Origin of the sequence: Gilliamella sp. HK2, assembly GCF_001690265.1 — a bacterium.
GTDB lineage: Bacteria > Pseudomonadota > Gammaproteobacteria > Enterobacterales > Orbaceae > Gilliamella > Gilliamella apicola_C.
Genome location: NZ_LZGV01000021.1, coordinates 53,098 through 79,103 on the forward strand (window position 1 = coordinate 53,098; position 26,006 = coordinate 79,103).

Consider the following 26,006-nt stretch of genomic DNA (forward strand, 5'->3'; position numbering starts at 1 on the left):
ATAATGTTTACTCTATTGATCATGATTTCAATTATGATTAGTAAATACTATCTATGCAATAGATAAAAATTTATCTCGATAGTTTTAACTATTGATAATAGGTAGCATTATTTTTTATTTTATTTCTACAACACGCGTTATTTATTTTAGCCATTCACAAAATGCCAAAATGATCTATAGTAACGAGTAAATTATGATAATATTAACCTTATAAAAACTTAATGTAGGAAAAGAAAGATTATGATTCCTGATGTCTCAAAAGCACTTAGTTGGTTAGAAAAACACTATACCATTTTACAAGGTATTCAACGAGGCCTTGAACGTGAAACTTTACGCATTTTGCCTGATGGGTCATTGTCAAAAACGTCATTTCCGCCAAAAATTGGGGCAGCATTAACTCATCCGTGGATAACGACTGATTTTGCCGAATCAATGTTAGAGTTTATTACCCCCGTTAATAGCAATATTGACTATATGTTGACATTTTTGCGTGATTTGCATCGTTATGCTAGTGTAAATATTGGTGATGAAATGATATGGCCTTTAAGCATGCCTTGTTTTCTTGCTAATGAAGAAGATATTATCCTTGCACAATATGGTACTTCAAATGAAGGGCGCTTTAAAACAGTTTACCGAGAAGGGTTAAAAAACCGTTATGGCGCAATGATGCAGACAATTTCGGGGGTTCATTATAATTTTTCATTGCCCACTGCATTTTGGCAAGCAAGAGATGGAGTAAAAAATACCGAAGAAGGTAAAGCGGTCATTTCGGAGGGCTATTTTACGCTAATTCGCAATTATTATCGTTTCGGTTGGGTTATTCCTTATTTATTTGGTGCATCGCCATCGATGTGTTCTTCATTTATTCAAGATCCACAAAAAGCTAAAGCATTTATTGAGCAGACTAATGGAAACTGTTATTTACCTTATGCAACCTCATTAAGATTAAGTGACATAGGGTATACAAATAATGCACAAAAACAGCTTGGTATTACGTTTAATCATTTAGATACCTATGTTGAAGGCCTAAAACGTGCAACTCATACTAAGTCAGCAGAATTTGCTAAGTTAGGTATTAAGGTTGATGGTCACTATCGCCAATTAAATGACAATGTTTTACAAATTGAAAATGAGTTTTATGCACCAATTCGACCTAAACGAGTACCAATGGCTGGGGAGTCACCATCAGATGCTCTTTTGCGTGGTGGTATTGAGTATATTGAAGTGCGAGCATTAGATGTTAATCCTTTTTCACCGGTGGGTATTACCGAAGAGCAAATACGCTTTATTGATCTTTTCTTAATTTGGTGTGCATTAGCACCTGCTCCTGAAATGAGTAGCCAAGAGCTTGAATGTGCTAAACTAAATTGGAATAGAGTCATTATGGAGGGCCGAAAACCAGGGCTTGAAATCGGTATGGGTTGTGATAGCTATCGAGAGCCTTTGGCTAAAGTTGGGCATGAATTATTTAAAGACTTATTACGTGTTGCTGATGTTTTAGATCATCAAGACGATGAAAGAAGCTATCGCACTGTCTGCGAGCATTTAGACTTAATGTTTGATCAACCCGAATTAACTTTATCAGCAAGAACATTGCAAGCAATAAGTGATTTAGGCACAGAAAAATTTGGTTTAGCTTTAGCAAGTCAATATAGAAAACAGCTTATTGCTGAGCCTTTAGCATTATTAACTGATGGTGATTTTGTTCAACAACGTAATTTATCTATTGAAAAACAGAATAAAAAAGAGCAGAGTGATACTTTATCTTTTGATGAATATTTGCAGAATAAGTTGAACGGAAAAGATGTTTAAAAAACGACATTATACATTACGATATCAGGCAAGTAATGAAGTTGAGTTAATCTTGCCTAATCAACCAATCATAGTAAATAAGCCGTTAATCGATCAAACTTCCTTTTCGGTTTTAGTTTGGAATATTTTTAAACAAAAAAAAGCTGACTGTATCGATATTCTTAAACGACATGCTGATAAAACTAAACTGATTTTATTACAAGAAGCTCAAACCACATCACCGTTACTTAATTTTATTTCACAACATAATAAAATTGCCGATCATGTTCCAGCATATTGTTTTAATGATATTTATGCTGGCGTAATGACAATTTCAGATGTATTACCAGCTTCTCTTTTTTCTTTCAGAGAAAGAGAGCCATTAATTCGTGTCCCTAAATCTGCTTTAATTACTATTTATCCTATCAACAATTCTAAAAAACAATTATTAGTTGCGAATATTCATGCTGTAAATTTCAGTATTGGTGTAAAAGCCTACCGCCAACAAATACGTATGCTATTAATTCGAATAAAAGAGCATAACGGTCCAGTTATTTTAGCAGGGGATTTTAATGCATGGAGCAAACAGCGACTAAATTTGTTGTATCATCTTGTGCGCTCAATTGAGCTTAAGCCTGTTAATTTTCCTGTGGATATTCGAAAAACATTTATGGGAAGACCACTTGATTTTGTTTTTTATCGAGGATTACAACTTAATGCTGCTGAAATCATTAGTACAACAGCTTCAGATCATAATCCTCTATTAGTCAATTTTAGATTGGATTTGCATTAGCAAGATTGATTGTTAAGATATCGCCTTCTTGTACTTTAGAATTCTTAAGATTATTCCACTGCAATATATCGGTAATCTTTACACGATAACTTTGAGCGATGGAGTAAAGGCTATCACCTGCTTTGACAAGATAGGCAATCTTTTTCACATTTCTAGAAAAACTCTCTTTACGTGCAATACTATTGTTTTGCATAAAGCCAGATCTAAATTCAAATGGCATATTAGTACGAGGAGTATCTTGTAGAAGTTCTGTAACCTCATTGACAACAAGGTTATCTGCTTGTAATTTTTTAAATAAATCTGCCGCATGAGCATAAGGAACAAGCAAATGGAAAGGACCATTTACTGTTTGTTGCACATACCCTGCATTATATGTTGTTAACTCATCAAGTGATAACTTAGAGTATTTAGCAATTTTAGCTAACGAAATATTTTTAGATATATCAATTCTAACAAGTGAGTTTTCATAATTACAATCAGGTAACTTAATTCCATATCGTTTATTATTCTTAACAATATCAATAATTGCTAAAATTTTAGGGACATAATGCATAGTTTCTGTCGGCAATTCTAGTGCCCAATAATTAGTTGGTAAACCTTTAGCCTGATTTTTTTCAATGGCTCTTCTTATTCGACCTTCACCAGCATTATAAGCCGCCAAAGTTAATAACCAATCGCCGTTAAAACGGTTATTTAAATTTTGCAACAAAGAAATAGCCGAGTTAGTGGATGCAATAAGATCCCGACGAGCATCAAATGAACTACTTTGTTGTAGTCCGTATTCTTTAGCTGTAATTGGAACAAATTGCCATAATCCCGCTGCTTGTGCTGATGATGTTGCAAGTGGATCATAAGCACTTTCAATAAGAGGAATTAAAGCTAGTTCAGCAGGTAGATTATTTTTACGAAGTTGATTTATTATGTAATAGACATAAGGCTCTGAACGTGAAGCAATCGTTTCAAATCCTTTAGGATTACGTAATAATCGTTCTCTCTCTGCATTAACGCGACTATTTTCTGGAATATATGCGTCAATTTGATTAAGCATATATTGCCATGGATTTTGCGTGATAGATGCATAATTACGAGAACTATTTATATTATTAGCTGTGTTTCTGGAATACTTTATTTTAACTATAGGATTATATCGCGGTCCATTATGTTGACATGCGATTAAAAACAAACATAACGCTGTAAATATTAATAACTTTTTCATTGGTTCGTAAGTTTTCATCTAAATTGAGTTCGGTATTATACCTAAAAAATGTCTTTTTGGCTCCTAAAAAAAACAAACAAATCTAATTCATTGTTAAAATTGAATTTATTTTGCAATTGATTTTCATGGCATCGCAAAAATAAATTAATTTGTTTTTCTTTAGACAAAATAGACGGTAATGTTTGCGATTGTTTTGAGATCGAATTTAAGTAGCTTTTGATGTTTTCATCATCGGGTAGCATTTGAGAGGCAAATGCTAAATTGGATAGAGTATATTCATGCCCTGCACAAACTAAAGTATCGTTAGATAGTTTTTTTAAATGATTTAACGAATCTAACATTTGCTGATAAGTCCCTTCAAAAACTCTACCGCAACCCGCTGAAAATAAAGTATCTCCAGAAAACAAAAAAGGCTTACAGTAATACACTAAATGACCAAGAGTATGCCCTGGTACAGCAATGACAGTAAAATTAAAATCACCAATACAAACGCTATTTTGATTAACAAGATAATTAATTGGTAAATCAATTTCGCTAGGGCCGTAGATTTCAATATTTTGATATTGATTTTTTAATTCATATACCCCCCCAGTGTGATCGATATGGTGATGAGTAATTAAAATTCCAAGGGGTAATAATTGATGTTTATTAATATAATTAATCACAGGTTCAGCTTCGCCAGGATCTATAATCACAGCTTGATTATTAGGATTAGTTAGAATCCAAATATAATTGTCTTTTAAGGATTTAATACTATGTAATTGATACATATTACGTTTATACCATTAGTTATTTTTCTAAAGCAAGTTAATTTATATTTGTTGAATAACACTATTTTATAAGTTAATTATCTACAGATTGTTCAAATATCATATCTTGTAAAGTAGGGGATTGAGCTTGTGTTTTAGCTATAATGTCACAACGTTCATTTTCAATATGCCCTGCATGACCTTTGACCCAAATCCACTCAATTTTATGAGGTTGCACTAATTCATCAAGCCTTTTCCATAAGTCGACATTCTTTACGGGTTTTTTGTTGGCTGTTTTCCAGCCATTTTTTTTCCAGCCATTTACCCAATTGATAATCCCATTACGCAAATATTGGCTATCAGAATATAGTTCAATTTGACAGGGATGTTTTAATTTTTCTAAAGCAACAATCGCAGCTAATAATTCCATGCGATTATTCGTTGTTTTAAAAAAACCTTCTGATAATATTTTTTCAGTTTCTTTATATTTTAAAATAGCCGCATAACCACCAGGACCTGGATTACCAAGGCAAGAACCATCTGTATATATTTCTATCTTTTTTAGCATGTTCTGATTTCTTTTCTCAATATTGTTGATCAAGTTTGTTGTTTTAGTTAAATTTTTTATTCCAATTGAAAGCATGCAATAATTGGGCTTTATTTTGTTTGTTGATTTCCCCCCACCAATTTAACCATTTGACCTTATTTCATCTATAGGTATCAGGTATCAACATTAAAGGGTTTTGGTGTTAGACTATACCATTAAAAACGTTTTTCCCCAATTACTGATATAAAAGAGAAGAAAGTGATACATAATCCTACACGCCAAATCGTATTAGATACAGAAACAACAGGTATGAATCAAGAGGGTAATAATCATTATGAAGGTCATAAGATTATTGAAATAGGTGCCGTTGAAGTCATAAATCGCCGATTAACGGGTAATCATTTCCATGTTTATATTAACCCAGAACGTTTGATTGATCAGGATGCTTTTAAAGTCCACGGTATAAGTGATGAATTTGTTAAAGATAAACCTATTTTTAAAAATATTGCCCACGATTTTATTAAATTTATTGATGGTGCCGAATTAGTCATTCACAATGCCTCGTTTGATGTAGGCTTTATGGATTATGAATTTCGTCTTTGTGGGCTAGATTTTAAAACTGCTGATCATTGTCTTGTTACTGATACCCTGTCTATGGCAAGGCGCCTATTTCCAGGTAAACGTAACAACCTAGATGTATTATGTGAACGCTATCAGATCGATAATTCTCATCGAACGTTGCATGGTGCTTTATTAGATGCCGAAATTCTAGCTGAAGTTTATTTAGCTATGACAGGGGGACAAACGACGTTATCATTTAGTTCAGAAGACAATAATTTATCTTCATCTGAACCTAATGCAATAAAAAGAGTAGAGCGTAATGGGGTTCCTTTAAAAGTCATTAAAGCAACAGAAGATGAGCTTTTTGAACATGAGGCAGTTTTGAAGAAAATTGATAAAAAATGTGGCGGTGCATTATGGAATTCGTTGCAATGATTGTTTTGTATTCAATTAAATTTCAATTTAAAATTTTTTATTGACGAGACTAAAAATAATCTTTAATATTGCGCCTACTTTAGATGTTCTTCATCTAAGTGACTAAAAAGCGGAGCGGTAGTTCAGTTGGTTAGAATACCTGCCTGTCACGCAGGGGGTCGCGGGTTCGAGCCCCGTCCGTTCCGCCAATTCCATGTAGTAGTTATACTAATCAAATTTTCCATATAGTCTAATGGCCTCTACGCATATGCTAATAATTTTTGTCAAAAGTTGCCATGCTTATTGTTTTTTCTAATTTTTAAAGTTAGCTTTCATCCAATTATATTGAGAAATAAAAAATCCGCGTTATTTCCGTCAAAAATTTCAGGTAGATGTGAGTGTTAGTATAAAATCATTGCCTAGCCCATATATAATTTGCTAAATTTTATTTAAACTTTTTTAAGCAAACTTGGTTATCTAAGTGAGCGATAAGCTAATCAATGTCTAAAATATAAGCTGTACCTCTTGTAATGTAAAATGATTTTCTACAATTAATATTTTTTGAATATATTCAAAATCTCTAATTTATGTAAGGATAGTCTTTTTTCTTCATCTTCAAAGTGATTGTATATTTCATTAGCGATTATTATTTTTGCTTTAAAAAATAATCAATCAGTAATAGATAAGTAAATATTATTGATATACTGTTTTTTAGTTAAAGAGTAAATGGTGTCAAAATCCTGTACAGCCATTTATCGTTTATTTTGTTAAAAATGGTAACTAGTTATTTAGGCATCTTTATTGCTATATATTCTATATATCATCTTATATTATCAATTTAATACGAATTATGAAAACAAGGTTACAGTAGTAAGTTACACTGTAACCTTTATAAACTATGGTTGGCTGATATTAAAGGCTTTTTTTGATCTCTATTGCTAGCAATGGGTTCCACATAGCACCTGTTGCGCTCATAACGGCATCAGCACCATTGTCTATAAATTGACGATAATGCTCGCTAGTGCTAACGCCGCCTACACCAATAATAGCAAATTTTAGATCCATCTCTTTGCGATATTTGGCTAAACGTTTCACCATATCTAAACCGGCCCAACGAATGGCATCACCACAGATTCCGCCTTCTTTTCTGTTTTCGCCTAAGGCGGGGTGACCTTTTGCATCAACGGGTTTTGCCGATAACGTATTGATGGTGCTTAAACCATCAATAATAGTACCCACACGAGTTAATAAAGAAATAATTCTTTCATTATCAGGAAAATAGGCCAGTTTTAAAATAAGAGGGCGATCAGGCACTGCTGTTTTTATCGCATTTACAATTCGTTCAACTTTATCTACATCAAAACATAGTAGCTTGCTTGCCCCTTCGTTCGGGCAACTTAAATTTGCTTCAAGAATAGGTGCATTAGTTTCATGCACTAATTTTGCCGCTAGAGCATAATCTTTTTCTATTTCTCCATGCCCTTGTGTGCCTTGGAAACTACCGATTACACATTGCCCATGACCAGCCGATTGTACCGCATCAGCCATATCGGGTTGCCAAATGTCGGGTGAAAATGAAGGCACACCAAATGAGTTGGTAATTGATAGAGGTTGATTATAATTAGTATCTGCTAATACTGTATCTAAGTTGCACGATAGTTTACCTTTAGGATGAACAGACAAGACATTAGGTAATGGATGACATTTATGAAACTTAGTTCGAACTGTTTTATACACACATAAATCAAATCCATAAGCAAATGCTGCTTTGATATAATTGGCATTTAATAATGGGCCTGCTGGCATACCGAATGGTAAATTGACATCAATATTTAAGAACGTTGAGGGTTTTGTTGGAATCTGTTGTGATTTATCTAATTGTGCAAAAAGCCCAAAGGGTCCTTGAGCATAATTATCTTCATAGCTTATACTTGGATTATAAAAAGGTGTTAAAGATTTCATGCTATCTCCTGATTATGCGCTTTCTTAAAGTAAAATTGATTTTGGCTTTTAATTTATAACAAGAATAAAAAGAAAAGATTTTTGCAACAAAAAAAATCCTCCATGAAGGAGGATTAAAAAACAGGGCAGAAAGAGAATTAAAAGTGGGTTGCAATGTTAAAAGTTCAATCGATGTTATAAACATATACGATATTCTCTTTGTGTTGGTTTCAAGACATTCTATCTAAACAAAATTAAAGTTCAACATAAAAATAATAGGAAATATGTAACTAAATGAAATAGTTACAGTGTTTTTTTTTAGATTTTTTCTGCTTGGATACATTAAATTTAATGATTTTTTATATGAAAACGAAGTAATTTTGTTGATTCTAAAAACGATGCATGCCTAATTCATTAATAAATATGTAAAAAATACTGTCGAAAAATTGATACTTAATGTATTGATAGACTGAATTTACATAGAGAATTGTTGTTTGGGATGCTATCATAATTGCTAATAAATGAATTCAAATAAAATAATTAGGTATATCAAATGACAAATCAACTTACATTTAAGTCGTTAACGTTACCAAATGGGGTAGAATTAAAAAATCGCATCATGATGGCGCCGATGACAACCTGTTCAGGTTTTTATGATGGTTCTGTTACGCATGATTTGATTGAATACTACCGAGTAAGAGCTGGTGATATTGGCACAGTGATAGTCGAATGTGGCTTTGTTGATAATAAAGGATTAGCTTTTCCTGGCGCAATTGGCTTAGATAGTGATGATAAAATTGAGGGATTAGCAAAAATAGCTAAAGTTATCAAAGAGCAAGGTTCTAAAGCTATTATTCAAGTTTATCATGGTGGACGAATGGTTGAGCCAAAGTTAATTGGTGGCCAATCACCAGTAGGCCCGAGTGCTATTGCTGCTCCACGCCCGAATGCTCCAACTCCAGTTGAATTAACGGCTGAAGAAGTAGATGAAATGATTGACAAGTTTGGCCAAGCTGTGCGTTGTGCTATTCAGGCTGGTTTTGATGGTGTAGAAATTCATGGCGCAAATACTTATTTAATTCAACAATTCTACTCACCTAATTCAAACCAACGTAATGATAAATGGGGGGGGAATCGTGATAATCGTACTCGATTCCCGCTTGCGATTTTAGATATCACACATAATATGATTCAACAATATGCAACTCCTGAGTTTATTGTTGGGTATCGGTTTTCCCCCGAAGAGCTAGAAGTCCCTGGTATTCGTTTTGATGATACCATGTATTTGCTTGAAAAACTGGCTGCAAAAGGGCTTGATTATGTTCATTTCTCAATGGGGTCGATTTTAAGACCTTCGATCGTTGATACCGAAGATACAACACCACTAATCAATAAATATGTTGCAATGCGATCTGAGCAATTAGCTAAAATTCCTGTTGTGGGGGTCGGTAATATTGTTAATCAAAGTGATATCGATGCAGCTTTTAAAAATGGCTATGATTTAGTTGCTGTTGGTCGTGCTTGTATTGCTTATCCTGATTGGGTTAGTCGCATTAAAAAAGGGGAAAGGTTAGAACTATTTATCAATAGTGATAAACGGGAAGAGCTTAATATTCCTGAGCCTTTATGGCATTTTTCCCTTGTTGAAAGTTTGATTCGTGATGCTAACCTTAATGTGAAAAAGTTCAAACCAGGTCAGTATCAAGAGAAAGTTAATGATGAATCTTATGAATTTTTGATTAACGTTGAGTTAGGTAAGGATTTTATAAAAGATATACAATTAGTTAATGCGCAAAATTTTAATAGTGAAGTTTTAAATAATTTTACTGAAATTAAACATAGAATTATTGATTCAAATAGTCCACATGTTGATGCTATCTCTGGGGCAACAACACAATGTGAAGCATTTAAGAAAGCTGTAACTAAAGCAATGGCAAAATCTAACAAAGACGCAATTATTGCCGAAGGGGGGGATCCTGATGATCTTTCTTTTGATGTTGTCGTTGTTGGTAGTGGTGGCGCTGGGCTTGCCTCAGCTATTCAAGCACATGATCATGGGGCAAAGGTTGTTATTGTTGAGCAAATGCCGGTGATTGGTGGTAATACTAATAAAGCTTCGGCAGGTATGAATGCTGCGGAAACTAAATTCCAAAAACTCAAAGGCATTGTCGATAGTAAAGAGCTTTTTTATAAAGAAACTATGGCAGGTGGAAAAAATAAAAATAATCCTGACTTATTACGATACTTTGTTGAAAATGCACCAGAGGCTATCGATTGGTTAGATAATAATGATATTGAATTAAGTGGTATTACAACCACAGGGGGAATGAGCATCGATCGAACCCATCGCCCAGAAAGCGGGGCGGCAGTTGGTGGTTTTTTAATTAGTGGTCTAGTTAAAAATATCAATAAGCGTGGTATTGAAGTTATGTTAGATACTGCGGTTACTGAAATTGTCACGGAGAACAATAAAGTCATTGGCGTTAAAATTTCCGAAGAAAATGGCTCAACTCGCGTGATAAAAACTAAGGCCGTTATTATCGCAACAGGTGGATTTAGTGCTAATACTGCCATGGTTGAAAAATATCGCCCTGATCTTAAAGGTTTTGTTACCACCAATCATAAAGGTGCAACGGGTTCTGGCATTATGATATTGGAAAAACTTGGGGCTGGAACTGTTGATATGGGTGAAATCCAAATTCATCCAACAGTAGAACAAACATCGTCTTACTTGATTTCTGAATCTATTCGAGGTGGTGGGGCGATACTCGTATCGCAAAAAGGCCAACGATTTGTTAATGAGCTTGATACCCGAGATAAAGTATCAGCAGAAATTATTCATTTATCTGAACATTATGCTTATATCTTATTTGATCAACAAGTTCGTGATGAAAATAAAGCGGTGGAAGAATATGTCTCAAATCAGCTGGTCACTCAAGCAAATACTCTTGAAGAATTAGCACAAGAGTTATCAATTGATAGTCGCACATTAGCTAACACAGTAGCGCGCTATAATCAGTTTGCCATTACTAAGCACGATCAGGACTTTGGCCGAACAACGGGCATACGTCATCCTATAGAAAAAGCACCTTTTTATGCAATAAAAATTGCCCCTGGTGTTCACCATACTATGGGCGGTGTGACTATCAATACTCAAACACAAGTTTTAGATGCTAATAAAAATGTCATTCAAGGTGTTTTTGCCGCAGGCGAAGTTGTGGGGGGAATACATGGAGCAAACCGAATAGGTGGTAATGCGGTTGCAGATATCATTATTTTCGGTATGCAAGCAGGTAAAAAAGCTGCCCATTATATAAAAAGTTAATTGAGTTGTAGCGATTTGGGTCTTGTTTAGTATGTTAAGGTCGAGTTATAAATATACTCAAACTTTAATGGGAACAACGGTGTCATTAACGCTTATAGAGCCTAATGACACCGTTGCACAGGCCGTTTTTGACAGCATTAAATTGCTTGAAGATAAGTTGACTGTAAATAGGTTAATATCAGAAGTCATGTCAATCAATTTAGCTGCGGGCAGTCACCCTGTTACTGTGAGTAGCTCGGTATTTTCTTTGATTGAACAAGCACAAAAAGTCAGTTTGCATTTCAATAGCTGCTTTAATTTTGCCATTGGTCCTTTAGTTAAACTTTGGAAAATTGGTTTCAACGGGCAACAAGTTCCACCAGCAAAATTGATTAAACAGCGGTTATTGTTAACAGATCCTAATAATATTGAGCTAGATACAAATAATCGTTCTGTTTTTTTGAAAAAATTTGGCATGGAAATTGATTTAGGTGCAATTGCTAAGGGGTATATTGCCGATGTTGCCAAATTAATTTTACATAAATATCAAGTTTATCAAGGTATTATTAATTTAGGTGGTAACGTATTAACTTTAGGTAGCCCTTTAACCAATGAAAACAGCTATTGGCATGTGGGGCTAAAAAAACCATTTGCAACTGATGATAAGTTATCAGGAGTTATTAAAGTTAAAAATAAGTCTGTTGTAACATCGGGGATTTATGAACGTTTTTTTATACAAAACAATCATCTTTATCATCACATATTAGATCCCAAGACAGGTTATCCATTAGATAATGAACTAGACAGTGTGACAGTAATATCCAATTCTTCATTAGAAGGTGATATTTACTCAACGGTATTTTATGGATGGGGACTTGATAACAGCAGAAAATATTTACAAAAGCATCAAAACTTATCAGCTATATTTTTGTTAAAAAATAAAACAATAGCATTAATAAACCCAGATAATTTTGTTTTTCAACTAATTGACACTCAGTACAAAATAATCACCGATTAATCAACAGGCTTAGCATCAAAAAATGATAAAAATAACGATTATATTAGATCTTTGTTTTTACTGTTTTAATTTAATAACAGCTTAGTTTTGATAAAAAAACAGTCAGAAAAACCATTGATTTTATTGAAGTTTTTTCTGGGTAGATTTGTGAAATTTAAAAAAGAAAGAATTTACATCGGTGTAATAAAATTATATTTAAATTAAAAAGGAAATACTATGAATGTAGTAAAAAAACCGCCAGTAAAATGGCTACCATTTATAATTATTGCGGCAATTTCAGCAATGCTTTGGTTGTTTATATCTCCTCCTCAAGGCATCAGTCAAGAAGGTTGGCAAACAAGCATTATCTTTATTGCAACAATTGCGTGTATTGTTGCTGAAATTATGCCAATTGGTGCAATCGGCTTATTAGCCATTACGGTATTTGCAGTATTGAGACCAACGGGAGCCGAAAGTGCTAAAAACGCTATAGAGATATCATTAAGCGAATTAAATAGTGGGTTAATTTGGTTAATTGTTATTGCTTTTATGATTGCTCGCGGCTTTATTAAAACAGGTTTAAGTAAACGTATTGCCTATTATCTTGTGAAGATCTTAGGTAAAAATACATTGGGACTTGCCTATGGTTTAGCTGTCACTGATATGGCCTTAGCGCCAGCGATTCCAAGTACAACTGCACGTGCTGGTGGGGTTATTTACCCAATAGCTGAAGCATTAGCTATCAATTTTAATTCTAGCCCTAAGGATGAATCAAGAAACCGTATTGGTACATTTTTAATGTTAACTATTAGCCATATCAATGACATTACCTCGGCAATGTTCTTAACGGCGTTTACTGGAAATTTATTAGCTGCTAAGTTAGTGACAAAATCACTAGATATCACATTAGGCTGGGGACAATGGTTTATTGTAGCTATTGTTCCATGCTTAGTTTCATTTATTATTATTCCTTTAGTTATCTACTTTTTAACTAACCCAGAGCTAAAAAAGACACCAGAAGCACCTAAATTAGCTGCTGAAGAATTGAAAAAAATGGGATCTATCACCGTTAAAGAAATCATTATGGGTGGAACAGTTATTCTATTATTAGCACTTTGGATTTTTGGTAAAAACTTCAATATTGATTCAACAACAACTGCCTTTATTGGTTTGACTATTTTGCTTTTAACCGGTGTATTAAGTTGGGATGACATCAAAAGTGAAAAAGCAGCTTGGGATACATTAATTTGGTTTGCGGCATTATTGATGATAGCAGGGCAAGTCAATAAACTTGGTGTGACAAAATGGTTAGGTGATACAATAGGTAGTGCAGTGCAAGGTTATTTAGGTGAAAGTAGCTGGTTATTAGTGCTGATTGTTTTATGTGTTGCGTATGTTTATTTGCACTATCTTTTTGCCAGTGGTAATGCGCATATCGCCGCTTTATTTCCAGTTTTCTTATCGATAGCTATTGCTCTTGGCGTACCCACATTTATTGCAATTTTTGCTTTAGTTATTTGTACTAACTATTTTGGTTCAATTACACAATTTGCCAATGCAAGAAATCCGCTATTATTTGCTGAAGGTTTTGTTCCTGTAAAAACTTGGTGGAAAGTCGGGTTTATTTGTAGCATTATAAATCTGGCTATCTTATTTACTGTGGGTATTTTATGGTGGAAAATAATCGGTCTTAGCTAATAACTAATTATATACACTAAAGATTATATACCGCCACATTGACTGGCGGTATTTTTATACGGAGTTAATTTTATAGCGACAAATTTTAATTGATAATTGCCAATCATCAATCGGTTTCCAATATTTTTGTTCTTGCTCTAAATCCAATAAGATTAATTTATTCTTTTCGACAAAATCTTGATTAACTTCTAACGTTATTTGGGTGGGTCTATTTTTTGATAATTTTAATTTAAATGCATCAAGATTTAGATCGGTATTTCGCTGATTATTTATTAGAATAGATAATCTAAGCATTTGCATGGCTGATATTATATGCTTGTATTCAAACAAGCTGAAATAAGGGATTTCATCAATATTAATTGATTTTCGATGATAACGAACAAGCGTTGCTAAAAGTAATTGTTGTTCTTCATTAAAACCCGGCAAATTACTATTCTTTAAAATATAACTCGAATGTTTATGAATCGAGGTAAAGTTGATTTTTAATCCAACTTCATGCAATTGCGCAGCCCAATACAATATAGATTCTAAATTAGGTGGAATAACGATTTGTGTTTGTTGTTGCCATTGAGAAAATAAAAATTTTGCAGTTTTAACCACTTGTTTTGCATGGCGTTGATCAACGTTGTAATGATCGGAAAGTAATTGAGCTGTATTTTGTCTAATATCTCGGAAATTAGGACCATCAATGAGTTCATAAAGCACGCCTTCACGTAATGCACACGGACTAAAGCGTAAAGCCTCTAAGCCTAGGGCATAAAAAATACCACAAAATATTGCCAGCCCACTAACAAATATGCTTTTTCTTTCATTAGAAAGTGAAGGGTAGTTAATATCTTGGCAAGATTTAAATTCCAAAATATAACGAATTAAATCATCTAGCCTTTTAGGCGTAATAATTCCATCACAGACACCAATGTCTAATAAAATACGATAAATAGCTTTAATCGTTCCCGATGATCCAAATGCTACAGTGATTTTCTGCTTTTTAATAATATGAATCATACTTTCAATTTGTTGTTCGGCGGCAAGCCTTGCTCGTTGAAATGAATCAAAATCGATTTTTTGATCATGAAAGAATTGCTTAGCATAAGTTACACAGCCCATGGGACGGCTAGCTACAAGCAATGGTTTTAAATCATTTCCTTTTCCTATTGCAATTTCAGTCGATCCACCACCGATATCTACTACAAATTTGGTATCAGTTGACGATGTTGATTCTGTCGTCATGGCACCTAAATAAATAAGGCGAGCCTCTTCTTGACCTGAAATAATTTCAATAGGAAAAGGAAATACTTTGGCTGCAGCCATCAAAAATTGATGCTTATTTTTGGCAACACGCAAAGTATGCGTCGCTATAACACGAACATGTTCAGCTGGAAATCCTTTTAATCGTTCAGCAAATAATTCAAGGCACTGCACTCCTCGTATAATGCTTGATTCATTGAGCTGATTATTAGCATTAAGCCCCGTTGCAAGATGAATGTTTTTTTTATTTTTATAAATAATTTGCATCGCGCCATTAATGATACGGACTATAACCATATAAAAGCTGTTTGAACCAAGATCAACTACGGCATATTCATTGAATTTGTTCACTTTAAAATCCTCAATTCATTATTCAAATGATTCTAACCGTTTCAAATAATCATAAATGGCATATTGGGCTCTGGTTTTTTTCTTATTGCCTCTTTGCACATAATTGTTGGTGGCATCTTTATCAATAATGCGAGCTTTTACGTTATCATTGCACTGTATATCAAAAATATTATGAATAGTTGATTTTATTATTGGATCGAAAATTTTTACACCCACTTCAATACGGTTATCGAGATTACGAGGCATCCAGTCTGCGGAAGAAATATATGTATCTTTTCTTCCATCATTTTCAAAAATATAGACACGAGCATGCTCCAAAAACTGATCAACAATACTGGTGACCGTGATATTTTCACTTAAGTTAGGAATTTGCGGTACCAATACGCAGGTTCCTCTTACTACCATTCTAATTTTTACTCCAGCACATGATGCGCGATATAGTTGATCTATCATATCTTGATCTGTTATTGCATTTAACTTTAAATAAATGCCCGCGGGTTTCCCCACTTTTGCATTATTTATTTCCCGTTCGATAAACTCATAAAATCGTAATCGTGTATTTTGCGGTGAAACAAGCAAATGGTTGAATGATACAGGTTTGAACGGGTTTTCAATAAAATTAAATACTTTTCTAACTTCATCGGTAATGGCTGGATCTGCAGTTAATAGTGAAAAATCGGTATAAATGGCCGCCGTTCTTTCATTAAAATTACCAGAACCAATATGAGCATAACGAACAATTCCATCATCTTCTTTACGATCAATTAAAAATAACTTGGCATGGATCTTAAGTTTTGGTTGTGAATAGATGACTTTAATTCCGCTACTAATTAGCCGTTTTGCCCATTTTATATTTGCTTCTTCATCAAATCTTGCCTGTAACTCAACCACTACAGTAACTTTTTTACCATTATTAGCAGCATTAATAGCAGTATGAATAAAACGAGAGTCTTTAGCTACTCGATATATGTTCATACGAATATGCGTAACAGAAGGATCAAATGAGGCTTGGCGCATAATTTCAAGAACATGCCCAAAAGAATAGTAAGGATAATAAAGTAAAACATCGCGATCTTTTATTGTATCAAAAGCATTACGAAATTGTTTAAATCGATTGTAACTTAGGCTTGAAATTTTTTTATTTAATAGCTTCTTCTGCCCAAAATCAGGAAACTTGACCAGATCTTTAAAATTAGGATAGCGACCGCCAGGCATCGCCTCTTGTTCAGTTAATCGTAATTTATTAATTAACAATTCAAATAATGCTTTTGGCATATCTTTTTGATAAGTAAAGCGTACAGGCTGTGCCGTTAAACGTTGTTTTAAACCTTGAGACATAAGCTCAAGTAAACTATCTAATTCGGTGTTTAATTCGTATTCTGCATCCCTATTGATATTAATTGAATAAGCATTTAATTCTTTGGCATCAAAAAATATTTTAAAAATATCCGTTAAGCAATATCGAAGTATGTTGTCTAAAAAGATAATGGATTTATTTTTAGTGGACACTTCAGATGGCAATAATACAAAACGAGAAACCTTATCTGTTGGTAGTTCCAGTAATGCATAACTGATATTATCTTCACAAATAATTTCTACAGCCAAATAAGCATGATCATCTTTTAAAAATTGAATAAGCTCTGTATGGCTATCAAGCAAAATAGGGGTTATGTACTGCCTAAGATTTTGTTTATAATAATTTTTGATCCAATTTTCTTGGTAGGCGGAAAGTTGTCGTTCGTTAATCAAAAAGATTTGGTTTCTAGCCATTTCTAATAATAATTCATTGTAGAGCTGATCAAATTGTAATTCCAATTGGATAACTTTTTGATTTACTTGACGCAATAAATTCTTAGCATTAGGCAAAGAATGTGCTTGTTCTTGTTCAATAAGCACATATTTTTTTAGGTTAGCAAACTGTACTTTATAAAATTCATCAAGGTTACTTGAGTATATGCCTAAAAAACGCACACGTTCAATAAGTGGATTACTTTTATCTGCCGCCTCTTGTAAAACACGTTGATTAAAAGACAACCAACTGAGTTCTTTAGGTAAATATACTTTTTCTTCAATCATTTTAGTTTTTCAAACTCAATTAATAATATCTTGTACAGAATAGCTTAAGTAAAAAAAAAAGCTAGCAGGTAGCTAGCTTTTTTATTTTATATAAGATTAAAATTTAATTTTTAAATACGATGAACAGAAGTTGTATTAGTGGTGCCACTTGGAACTAAAGCGCCTGAAACCATAACGATAATATCACCTTGTTGTAAACCGCATACTTTTACTGCCATTTCTTTACCTAAGCGATAAAAATCATCAGTTGAGTTGATTGAATCAATTAAAATAGGCTCTACACCTTTGGTGACTGCTAATTGATTAACTGTTTTTTGGCTAGATGATAATGCTAAAATGCGCGCTTTTGGGAAATAATGGCGAACTTCTCGAGCTGATTTACCGCTACGGGTTGCAACAACAATAAGCGGGGCATTTAGACGCTCAGCGATTTCTACAGCACCACAGCAAACAGCTGCTGTTATACGTAATTTTTCTTCTTTTGATGTTAATTCTAATGACGCTGGAATTGTGCCATCAGTACGTTTACAGATAGTTGCCATGACATTGACTGTTTCTAAAGGGTATTTACCTTTAGCACTTTCACCAGAAAGCATAACAGCATCCGTACCATCAATAATTGCATTAGCCACATCGCCAGCTTCGGCACGAGTAGGGCGAGGGTTTTTAATCATTGAATCAAGCATTTGTGTTGCTGTAATAACAGGTTTAGATGCTTTATTACATTTTTTGATCATCATTTTTTGAGCAAAAATAACTTCTTCAACTGCAATTTCCACACCTAGATCGCCACGAGCCACCATAATACCATCGGAAGCTTCAAGAATCTCATCAAAATTATCTAAACCTTCTTGGTTTTCGATTTTTGAGATGATCTTAATATCTTCGCCACCATGGGCTTTTAAGTGTGCGCGAATATCTTCGACATCCGAACGTTTACGAATAAATGATGCAGCAATAAAGTCAACGCCTTGCTCACAACCAAAAATCAGGTCGTTTTTATCTTTTTCTGCAAGGGCTGGTAACTTAATTGAGACACAGGGTAAATTAATACCTTTATTTTCACCAAGATCACCATTGTTTAAAACCGTACAGATAACTTCATTGCCTTTGATTTCTTTAACATCCATAGCAATCAAACCGTCATCAACAAGTACACGATTACCAGGCTTAAGATCATGCGCAAAGCCATCATAGGTCACGGCAACTCGTTCGGCATTTCCAATAACACTTTTGTCGGTTGTAAAAGTGAAAGTTTGGCCTGCAACAAGTGATACATCATTACCGCCTTCTAATTTAATAGTGCGGATCTCTGGTCCTTTGGTATCTAACATAATTGCTGCTTTTAAACCAGTTTCCTGCATTACTTCTCGTAAATTTTTAATACGGTTACCATGTTCCTCATAATCACCATGAGAAAAGTTTAAACGCATAACATTCATTCCTGCGTTTAATAGCTTTGCTAACATTTCTTTTGATTCAGATTTTGGTCCGATAGTACAAACAATTTTTGTCTTTTTCATAATAGTATCTACTTAGTAATGTATTTAATGTTAATGTTAATGTTTTAATTTAAAAATTCGATAAATCAACGTTATGCAAAAAAAAACCAATGACAAGGCATTGGTAAGATAGGCTAAAAGTACTTTTTGTAGCTTTAAACAGCTACAAAAGTCACATAAAATATCTGAAGAGTATGATAATTTCATCAATAAGTTAAATCCTTTAAAAATTAGCCTTATTATATTCTTAACAGTATTTTAAATAAAGTTTTTTATATCATACATACTTTTGCTTATAAAACAAACTAATTATAGCCATTAGAGAGAGGTATTTTAGGCATAGTATCTAGCCAATAAATAGTATCTAGCCAATAAAATGTTTGAATTACATTAAATCTTTAAGTTGGTAAATCAGCTCATTTTTTTCATTTTTTAAGATTAATTGATTATTGGTTAAATCGATCTTTGCACCATTAACTATTAACTGTTCAATGATATAGTCTAATTGGTTTAATTGTTCGTCATTACAAAGCATTTTAGTCATTATAACACCTGAACCTTTAATGTTATCGCTATCCAAAGTAACTTGACTAGAAAACTGATTACACATTTTGCCTGTTATAGTCATATTTTCACCAAATACAATGTCAGCTTGATCATCTAAAGAGATATCTTGGCCATTTGCTTTAGTGAGCACAAAACGGTGATGCATAAGATCGGTATCTTGTATTTTCTTTGCTTCATTACAACCATACATAAGCAAAGAAGAAGAAAATAGTGAAATTAGCAATAACGTTTTTTTCATTTGAGCTCCTACTAATAGGTTAAATTTGCTATAATTGAAGTTAATTTTTACTTTAAATAAAATATTTGGTCTCTATGTTAACGCAAAAACAACTAAAAAATCTTGATTCAATGACTTTTTTAGATAAGCATAAAATTATTAAACTAGCCCAAAAAAGTCAAACTATAGCTGATATAGATGCCAATATACAAAGTGCTATTTTACATTACCAAACTAGAGTAGCGTCGTTACCAAAAAAAATTAATTTTCCAGCTAATTTACCAGTTGTTGAAAAAAAACCAGCAATTTATGATGCAATTAAGCATCATCAAGTCGTTATCATTGCTGGCGAAACAGGATCGGGAAAAACCACCCAGATACCTAAGATCTGCTTAGAATTGGGGTTAGGGGTAAAAGGATTTATAGGTCATACTCAACCAAGGCGTTTAGCTGCACGTTCTGTGGCTAATCGTATAGCCGAAGAGTTAAAGACAGAAATCGGACAATTAGTTGGTTTCAAAGTGAGATTTTCTGATCACGTTGGTGAAACCACTTTGATTAAATTAATGACCGATGGTATATTACTTGCAGAAATTCAAAAAGATAGACTTTTATTGCAATATGATACTATTATTATTGATGAAGCGCACGAACGCAGCTTAAACATTGATTTTATTTTAGGATATTTAAAACAACTATTACCTAAACGTCCCGATTTGAAAGTCATAATAACATCAGCAACAATTGATGTAGAACGCTTTTCTAAACATTTTAATCAAGCGCCGATTATTGAAGTATCGGGCCGTACTTTTCCTGTTGAAGTAAGATATCGTCCTTTAGCATTAAATGAAAATGAGAGCTATAGCGATAAAAATAATGATTTTCAACCCATTATTGATGCAATTGATGAACTATCAACCGAAAGCGCAGGTGATATATTAGTTTTTTTAACAGGTGAAAGAGAAATACGAGATCTTGCTGATACGCTTAATAAATTAGATCTTCGCCATACTGATATTTTGCCATTATATGCAAGACTATCTACAGCAGAACAAAATCGTATTTTTCAGTCCCACACAAAAAGGAGAATCGTTCTTGCTACCAATGTGGCGGAAACATCGTTAACAGTACCAGGAATAAAATATGTTATCGATCCTGGTTTAGCTAGAATTAGTCGTTATAGCTATCGTACTAAAGTTCAGCGATTGCCAATTGAGCCAATATCTCAAGCATCAGCTAACCAACGAAAAGGCCGATGTGGGCGAACCTCAGATGGTATCTGTATTCGTTTATATGATGAGCACGATTTCTTATCTCGCCCCGAATTTACCGATCCTGAAATTTTACGCACCAATTTAGCTTCAGTTATATTGCAAATGACTTCACTCGGTTTAGGCGATATTGCAGCGTTTCCTTTTGTTGAAGCACCCGATTCAAAATATATTCGTGATGGCATTCGTTTATTAGAAGAGCTTGGCGCAATTGATACCAAACATAATCGATATCATTTAACCGAAATAGGGAAAACTTTAGCTCAGCTTCCTATCGATCCAAGGTTGGCCAGAATGTTGTTTGAAGCAAAGCGATTAGGCTGTACTAAAGAAATAATGATAATTACTGCGGCTTTGTCAATTCAAGATCCAAGAGAAAGACCTTTTGATAAGCAACAAGCCTCAGATGAAAAACATCGTCGTTTTGTTGACAAGGATTCTGATTTTATTTCTTTGATTAATTTATGGAATTATATTAAAGAGCAACAAAATATATTATCTGGTAACCAATTTAGGCGATTATGTCAAAAAGAGTTTTTAAATTATCTCCGTATTCGAGAGTGGCAAGATGTCTATACACAAATTAGGCAAACGATAAAACAATTAGCGTTTCCAATTAATAGCAATACAGCAGATTATCGTTCATTACATATATCGTTACTAAGTGGTTTACTATCTCATGTTGGAATGAAAGAACTTGAAAAGCATGAGTATATTGGGGCGCGTAATATTAAATTTGCCATTTTTCCTAATTCGGCTCTTTTCAAAAATCAGCCAAAATGGTGTATTGCTAGTGAACTGGTAGAAACCAGCCGACTATGGGGAAGGGTAGTAGCAAAAATTGAAGCCGAGTGGATTGAGCCTATAGCTAAACATTTGGTGAAATACAGTTATAACGAGCCGAGATGGTCAAAAAAACAGGGAACGACTATAGCAAATGAAAAAGTGACTTTGTTTGGCTTGCCTATTGTTGCTAGCCGAATAGTAAATTATAGTAAAATCGATCCTGTGTTAAGTCGCTCTTTATTTATTCGTCATGCTTTAGTTGAGGGAGACTGGTTTACTCGTCATCAGTTTTATAAAAAGAACCAAAAATTAATCAGCGAAGTTGAAGATCTTGAACATAAGTCTCGCCGACAAAATATTTTAATCGATGATGATGAACTTTTTGATTTTTATGATAAACGAATTGATAAATCCGTTATTTCATCTAAACACTTTGATACTTGGTGGAAACAAAAACAAAAATCTGATCCTGATTTTCTTAGTGTTGAGAAAAAGATGTTGATCAAACAGTCGGCAGAATTAGTTAATTTAAATGATTTTCCTGATTTTTGGCACCAAGGCAATCTAAAATTAGCACTCAGTTACCAATTCGATATAGGGCATAATCGTGACGGTGTCACAATTAAGATACCTCTTAATTTATTAAATCAGATCAAAAATAAAGGGTTTGATTGGCAAGTACCTGGTTTCCGAAAAGATTTAATCATTGCACTCATTAAATCATTACCAAAATCATTGCGCCGAAATCTTGTTCCGGCGCCGAACTATGCTGATGCGTTTTTACGTAGAGCTATTTCTACAGACCAATCTTTGTTAGAAAGTTTAGAAACTGAATTTCACAAAATGACAGGAGTAAAAATTACCACTGAAGATTGGCAACTAGATCAAATCCCCGACTATTTGAAAATAACTTTTAGCATTGTTGATAATAACAACAAAGAAATTGCTTCAAGTAAAGATCTAATTTTGCTAAAAGAACAGCTTAAAAACGAAATTCAACAGGCATTATCGTCGTTAACAACCCAAAAGACAGTTCAAATTGAACAGAATGATTTAACTGATTGGACTTTTGATTTGTTACCAAGTGTGTATGAAGAAACTCATAAAAATTACACTATTAAAGCTTACCCTGCAATCATTGATAACCAAAATTCAGTAAGCATTAAATTAATCGATAATCAATATGAGCAACAAAGACTAACTAAACTAGGATTAAGACGTCTACTTATACTTAACATACCATCACCAATTAAATATTTACATGAAAAATTGCCGAATAAATCTAAATTAAGCTTATATTTTAATGCTTTTGGCACTGTGCTTAGTTTAATTGACGATTGCATTGCTTGTGCTGTTGACTATTTGATTGAAAAAAATAATCAGATCATTCAAAATCGAGATAATTATCAGTCATTGTTAAATTATACCAAAGGCAATATTAATGAAACTGTGGTTGATATTGCAAAACAAGTTGAGTCCATTTTGGTTTTATATAATAACATTAATAAAAAACTAAAAGGTCGCATTGATTTATCATTAGCCTTTTCTTTATCTGATATCAAAAAACAACTTGATCACCTTGTTTATAAAGGGTTTGTTGCAAAATCAGGTTATAAACGGCTACCAGATATTAATCGTTATTTATCCGCAATTGAAAAAAGAATTGAAAAACTAATGGTAAATTTTACCAAAGATAAGCAATCGCTGAACATCATAGAATCGGTTGAAAAGCAATATGTAACGTGGGTGAATAGTTTACCAGAAAATTCAAAATCGCAAGAAGAAGTAATAAATATCCGTTGGATGATTGAAGAGCTAAGAGTGAATCTATTTGCTCAGCAACTTGGTACTCCGTATCCAATTTCCGCAAAACGTATTGAGCAACAAATCGATAAAGTCAAATCTGAATTATAGTGGTTAGTTGGCTAAGTAATTTTGTTTGATAGAAAAGTAGGGCGCAGTGAAATGCGCCCATTTATTGGTATAAGTTATCGATAAAGATCAACAAAAACAGTGATGTTCGGCCCATTAGAGTCATGGGCTACTCGAGAGATATGATAATATTTGGCGCCAGCATCAATAGCGCGTTTACCTGCTTGATAAGAAATTTCCTGATCAGTCACATAGTAGCCTCTAAATTTGATTGTATCAAAGGCAACCATTTTAGCCGCTGTTGCATCATTTAATTCTTGAATTTTCCGCCCATCTGATAACGTTACAGTGTAACGATTTATGCGTTGAGGCTCCGTCGTCACTGCTGTAACCTCAGATGTAGATGTGCTGTTTACTGTAGATGTTTTTGTATTATTTACTGGTTCACGAATAACTTTTACTTTATTATTAAATTTATCAGCATAAAATTTTTCATTAAAAGCTGAAGGAGAATAATATCCCGGTTTTTCAACTTGCATAGCCGCATCTCCGCCTTGTGCAAGAGCGAGTTGGCCAGCCTCAGAATCATATGGAATTGCGTCTTCAGGTTGAAGTTTACGTTCTGGTGCATCTTTCTTAAACAAATAAGCAGCAATTTGTAGATTGCTACCAAGCTCGCTACGCGAATCGATATAATAGGCATAAGCACCTTTTGCTGAGGCTTCTTTGGCAATTGCTTGGTTTATATCATATTCACTAGGAAAATATCCACGAATTCGTACAATATTGAAAGGCTCTAAACGGATTGCTTTAGATTTTGGATATTCATATACGCCTTCGAATTTACGTAAATTTTCGGCTTTTTCTTCAGCTTTAGCAGCATCTGCTTTATATAGCTTAGCGTAAACAATACGTAAAGTATCATTAGACGGGCTGATATTGGTTGTTGTTATAAAGAAAGAAGCCGCACCTTCTTTATCTGCCGCTTTTGACATAGCTAAAACATAATCATTATCAGTATAAAATGCCCCTCGGATAGTTATGCTTTTAAACGACTGCAGATCTTTAGCCTGCTGTTCAGTTAACTGTTGGGCAGCAAATGAAGAAATAGGGGTGAGGGCCAAAGTTACTGCAATAAATGTTTTCTTTAAACTTGTCATATATTAAGACCTTACAATAAATTATTGTGATTATTTTAACATAAATAAATTTATTTGCCTAAATCCATCAAAGCATTTAAATCTTTAATAAATAAATGTTTTCCTTTAACTGATAAAATATTTTGCTCTTGAAGCTTTGATAAATTTCTACTAACGGTTTCAACTGTTAAGCCCAAATAATTAGAAATATCAGCTCGGCTCATCATAAGTTTAATATTTAATGAAGAATGACCTCTTTGTTTGTAACGTTGATAAAGTGAATATATAAAGGTTGCTAATCGCTCATCGGCTTTTTTCTGAGAATAACAAAGTACTAATTTTTGATAATTATAAATATCAGAACTTAGTAAATTAAGTACCATTTCTCTAATATCTTTTTGGTGATCAACCAGTGACATCAATTCATCATAATTAAGCTGGCAAACAAGTGTATTGCAAAGCGCTTGGATATTGTTGTTATATAATTTTGTTGAAATTGAATCTAAACCAACAATGTCACCAGGTAAATAAAATCCATTAATTTGCTGATGATTATCAGGTGTTGTAACAAAAGTCTTTAATGCACCAGAATGAATAATATAAAATTTAGTAAATGGTGTATTTGCTTTAACAATAATTTCATCTTTGGCATAAGACATTTTACGCTCTAATACATTATCTAAATTATTGTTAAGTAACGCGGGAAGACAAAGAGAGCTTATGCTACATAATTCACATTGAACAGAATAACTGTTTGAACGTAATGTCTTAAAAATATTTTGCATATTGACTAAATAGAATAATTACAGTTTATCAAACGAGCAGGTTATCATATTTTATAATAAAATAACAATTGTTCATTAATTATTATTTTATTATTTAAAAAATATTCTGATAATAGGTGATAATTACAATTAACTTTACCTTTCAATTCACAACAACCTTATTTAACATAATATACATTAT

Annotated in this window: 17 protein-coding genes and 1 tRNA gene; 8 read left to right on the forward strand and 10 right to left on the reverse strand. The window is 33.4% G+C overall.

What is annotated here, in order from left to right:
• Nucleotides 1-240 precede the first annotated feature (240 nt).
• Entirely contained in the window at nucleotides 241-1,812 is a 1,572-nt protein-coding gene (gene gshA, locus A9G45_RS02385) for a glutamate--cysteine ligase (protein WP_065566970.1), read from the forward strand.
• Nucleotides 1,805-2,584: an endonuclease/exonuclease/phosphatase family protein gene (locus A9G45_RS02390; protein ID WP_065566969.1), complete on the forward strand. Its 780-nt coding sequence runs from the start codon at nucleotides 1,805-1,807 to the stop codon at nucleotides 2,582-2,584. Before gshA ends, A9G45_RS02390 begins: the two co-directional genes overlap by 8 nt.
• Here the strand turns inward: A9G45_RS02390 and A9G45_RS02395 are convergent.
• The 3 genes from A9G45_RS02395 to rnhA form a co-directional block, all read right to left on the reverse strand.
• Entirely contained in the window at nucleotides 2,565-3,632 is a 1,068-nt protein-coding gene (locus tag A9G45_RS02395) for a transglycosylase SLT domain-containing protein (RefSeq protein WP_176700628.1), read from the reverse strand. The two genes, A9G45_RS02390 and A9G45_RS02395, sit on opposite strands and share 20 nt — an antisense overlap.
• Before the next feature lie 209 nt (nucleotides 3,633-3,841).
• Nucleotides 3,842-4,570: a hydroxyacylglutathione hydrolase gene (gene gloB, locus A9G45_RS02400; RefSeq protein ID WP_065566967.1), complete on the reverse strand. Its 729-nt coding sequence runs from the start codon at nucleotides 4,568-4,570 to the stop codon at nucleotides 3,842-3,844.
• 73 nt (nucleotides 4,571-4,643) lie between these two features.
• The gene (gene rnhA, locus A9G45_RS02405; protein ID WP_065566966.1) at nucleotides 4,644-5,117 is read right to left on the reverse strand and encodes a ribonuclease HI; all 474 of its coding nucleotides are present in this window, start codon (nucleotides 5,115-5,117) and stop codon (nucleotides 4,644-4,646) included.
• Nucleotides 5,118-5,354: 237 nt separating this feature from the next.
• Between rnhA and dnaQ the strand changes: the two genes are divergently transcribed.
• Both dnaQ and A9G45_RS02415 read left to right on the forward strand, forming a co-directional pair.
• Complete coding sequence (gene dnaQ, locus A9G45_RS02410) at nucleotides 5,355-6,092, forward strand: DNA polymerase III subunit epsilon (RefSeq protein ID WP_081297789.1); 738 nt, start codon at nucleotides 5,355-5,357, stop codon at nucleotides 6,090-6,092.
• A 111-nt stretch (nucleotides 6,093-6,203) separates the two neighbouring features.
• Nucleotides 6,204-6,280: transfer RNA gene (locus A9G45_RS02415), tRNA-Asp, on the forward strand.
• A gap of 703 nt (nucleotides 6,281-6,983) precedes the next feature.
• Here A9G45_RS02415 and A9G45_RS02420 read toward each other — a convergent pair.
• The gene (locus A9G45_RS02420) at nucleotides 6,984-8,033 is read right to left on the reverse strand and encodes a dihydroorotate oxidase (RefSeq protein ID WP_065566965.1); all 1,050 of its coding nucleotides are present in this window, start codon (nucleotides 8,031-8,033) and stop codon (nucleotides 6,984-6,986) included.
• A 532-nt stretch (nucleotides 8,034-8,565) separates the two neighbouring features.
• Between A9G45_RS02420 and A9G45_RS02425 the strand changes: the two genes are divergently transcribed.
• The 3 genes from A9G45_RS02425 to A9G45_RS02435 all read left to right on the forward strand — a co-directional run bounded on the left by A9G45_RS02425 (nucleotide 8,566) and on the right by A9G45_RS02435 (nucleotide 14,011).
• Nucleotides 8,566-11,337 carry a flavocytochrome c gene (locus A9G45_RS02425; protein WP_065566964.1) on the forward strand — a complete coding sequence of 924 codons (2,772 nt, stop codon included), beginning with the start codon at nucleotides 8,566-8,568 and terminating at the stop codon, nucleotides 11,335-11,337.
• Between the two features lie 79 nt (nucleotides 11,338-11,416).
• Nucleotides 11,417-12,334, forward strand: a complete 918-nt coding sequence (locus A9G45_RS02430) for an FAD:protein FMN transferase (RefSeq protein WP_218056999.1) — start codon at nucleotides 11,417-11,419, stop codon at nucleotides 12,332-12,334.
• A 216-nt stretch (nucleotides 12,335-12,550) separates the two neighbouring features.
• Nucleotides 12,551-14,011 (forward strand): DASS family sodium-coupled anion symporter, encoded by a 1,461-nt coding sequence (locus A9G45_RS02435; RefSeq protein WP_065567217.1) that lies wholly within the window; start codon nucleotides 12,551-12,553, stop codon nucleotides 14,009-14,011.
• Nucleotides 14,012-14,065: 54 nt separating this feature from the next.
• Here the strand turns inward: A9G45_RS02435 and A9G45_RS02440 are convergent, their stop codons facing one another.
• The 4 genes from A9G45_RS02440 to A9G45_RS02455 form a co-directional block, all read right to left on the reverse strand.
• Nucleotides 14,066-15,556 carry a Ppx/GppA phosphatase family protein gene (locus A9G45_RS02440; protein ID WP_081297791.1) on the reverse strand — a complete coding sequence of 497 codons (1,491 nt, stop codon included), beginning with the start codon at nucleotides 15,554-15,556 and terminating at the stop codon, nucleotides 14,066-14,068.
• Between the two features lie 72 nt (nucleotides 15,557-15,628).
• Nucleotides 15,629-17,686: a polyphosphate kinase 1 gene (gene ppk1, locus A9G45_RS02445; RefSeq protein ID WP_065567215.1), complete on the reverse strand. Its 2,058-nt coding sequence runs from the start codon at nucleotides 17,684-17,686 to the stop codon at nucleotides 15,629-15,631.
• Nucleotides 17,687-17,796: 110 nt separating this feature from the next.
• Nucleotides 17,797-19,209 (reverse strand): pyruvate kinase PykF, encoded by a 1,413-nt coding sequence (gene pykF / locus A9G45_RS02450; RefSeq protein ID WP_065567214.1) that lies wholly within the window; start codon nucleotides 19,207-19,209, stop codon nucleotides 17,797-17,799.
• A gap of 364 nt (nucleotides 19,210-19,573) precedes the next feature.
• Nucleotides 19,574-19,993 carry an META domain-containing protein gene (locus A9G45_RS02455; RefSeq protein ID WP_065567213.1) on the reverse strand — a complete coding sequence of 140 codons (420 nt, stop codon included), beginning with the start codon at nucleotides 19,991-19,993 and terminating at the stop codon, nucleotides 19,574-19,576.
• A 74-nt stretch (nucleotides 19,994-20,067) separates the two neighbouring features.
• Here A9G45_RS02455 and hrpA point away from each other — a divergent pair, with 74 nt between their 5' ends.
• Nucleotides 20,068-23,943 carry an ATP-dependent RNA helicase HrpA gene (gene hrpA, locus A9G45_RS02460; RefSeq protein WP_065567212.1) on the forward strand — a complete coding sequence of 1,292 codons (3,876 nt, stop codon included), beginning with the start codon at nucleotides 20,068-20,070 and terminating at the stop codon, nucleotides 23,941-23,943.
• A gap of 74 nt (nucleotides 23,944-24,017) precedes the next feature.
• Here hrpA and A9G45_RS02465 read toward each other — a convergent pair whose 3' ends face one another.
• Together A9G45_RS02465 and A9G45_RS02470 are read right to left on the reverse strand one after the other, a co-directional pair.
• Nucleotides 24,018-25,061, reverse strand: a complete 1,044-nt coding sequence (locus A9G45_RS02465) for a YdgH/BhsA/McbA-like domain containing protein (RefSeq protein ID WP_065567211.1) — start codon at nucleotides 25,059-25,061, stop codon at nucleotides 24,018-24,020.
• A gap of 50 nt (nucleotides 25,062-25,111) precedes the next feature.
• Complete coding sequence (locus A9G45_RS02470; protein WP_065567210.1) at nucleotides 25,112-25,825, reverse strand: helix-turn-helix domain-containing protein; 714 nt, start codon at nucleotides 25,823-25,825, stop codon at nucleotides 25,112-25,114.
• Nucleotides 25,826-26,006: the final 181 nt, after the last annotated feature.

Coding starts and splice junctions, on each gene's coding strand:
- gshA (WP_065566970.1), top strand. CDS start 241: ATGATTCCTGATGTCTCAAAAGCACTTAGTTGGTTAGAAAAACACTAT.
- A9G45_RS02390 (WP_065566969.1), top strand. CDS start 1,805: ATGTTTAAAAAACGACATTATACATTACGATATCAGGCAAGTAATGAA.
- A9G45_RS02395 (WP_176700628.1), bottom strand. CDS start 3,632: ATGCTTAATCAAATTGACGCATATATTCCAGAAAATAGTCGCGTTAAT.
- gloB (WP_065566967.1), bottom strand. CDS start 4,570: ATGTATCAATTACATAGTATTAAATCCTTAAAAGACAATTATATTTGG.
- rnhA (WP_065566966.1), bottom strand. CDS start 5,117: ATGCTAAAAAAGATAGAAATATATACAGATGGTTCTTGCCTTGGTAAT.
- A9G45_RS02420 (WP_065566965.1), bottom strand. CDS start 8,033: ATGAAATCTTTAACACCTTTTTATAATCCAAGTATAAGCTATGAAGAT.
- A9G45_RS02425 (WP_065566964.1), top strand. CDS start 8,566: ATGACAAATCAACTTACATTTAAGTCGTTAACGTTACCAAATGGGGTA.
- A9G45_RS02435 (WP_065567217.1), top strand. CDS start 12,551: ATGAATGTAGTAAAAAAACCGCCAGTAAAATGGCTACCATTTATAATT.
- A9G45_RS02440 (WP_081297791.1), bottom strand. CDS start 15,556: ATGGTTATAGTCCGTATCATTAATGGCGCGATGCAAATTATTTATAAA.
- ppk1 (WP_065567215.1), bottom strand. CDS start 17,686: ATGATTGAAGAAAAAGTATATTTACCTAAAGAACTCAGTTGGTTGTCT.
- pykF (WP_065567214.1), bottom strand. CDS start 19,209: ATGAAAAAGACAAAAATTGTTTGTACTATCGGACCAAAATCTGAATCA.
- A9G45_RS02455 (WP_065567213.1), bottom strand. CDS start 19,993: ATGAAAAAAACGTTATTGCTAATTTCACTATTTTCTTCTTCTTTGCTT.
- hrpA (WP_065567212.1), top strand. CDS start 20,068: ATGTTAACGCAAAAACAACTAAAAAATCTTGATTCAATGACTTTTTTA.
- A9G45_RS02465 (WP_065567211.1), bottom strand. CDS start 25,061: ATGACAAGTTTAAAGAAAACATTTATTGCAGTAACTTTGGCCCTCACC.
- A9G45_RS02470 (WP_065567210.1), bottom strand. CDS start 25,825: ATGCAAAATATTTTTAAGACATTACGTTCAAACAGTTATTCTGTTCAA.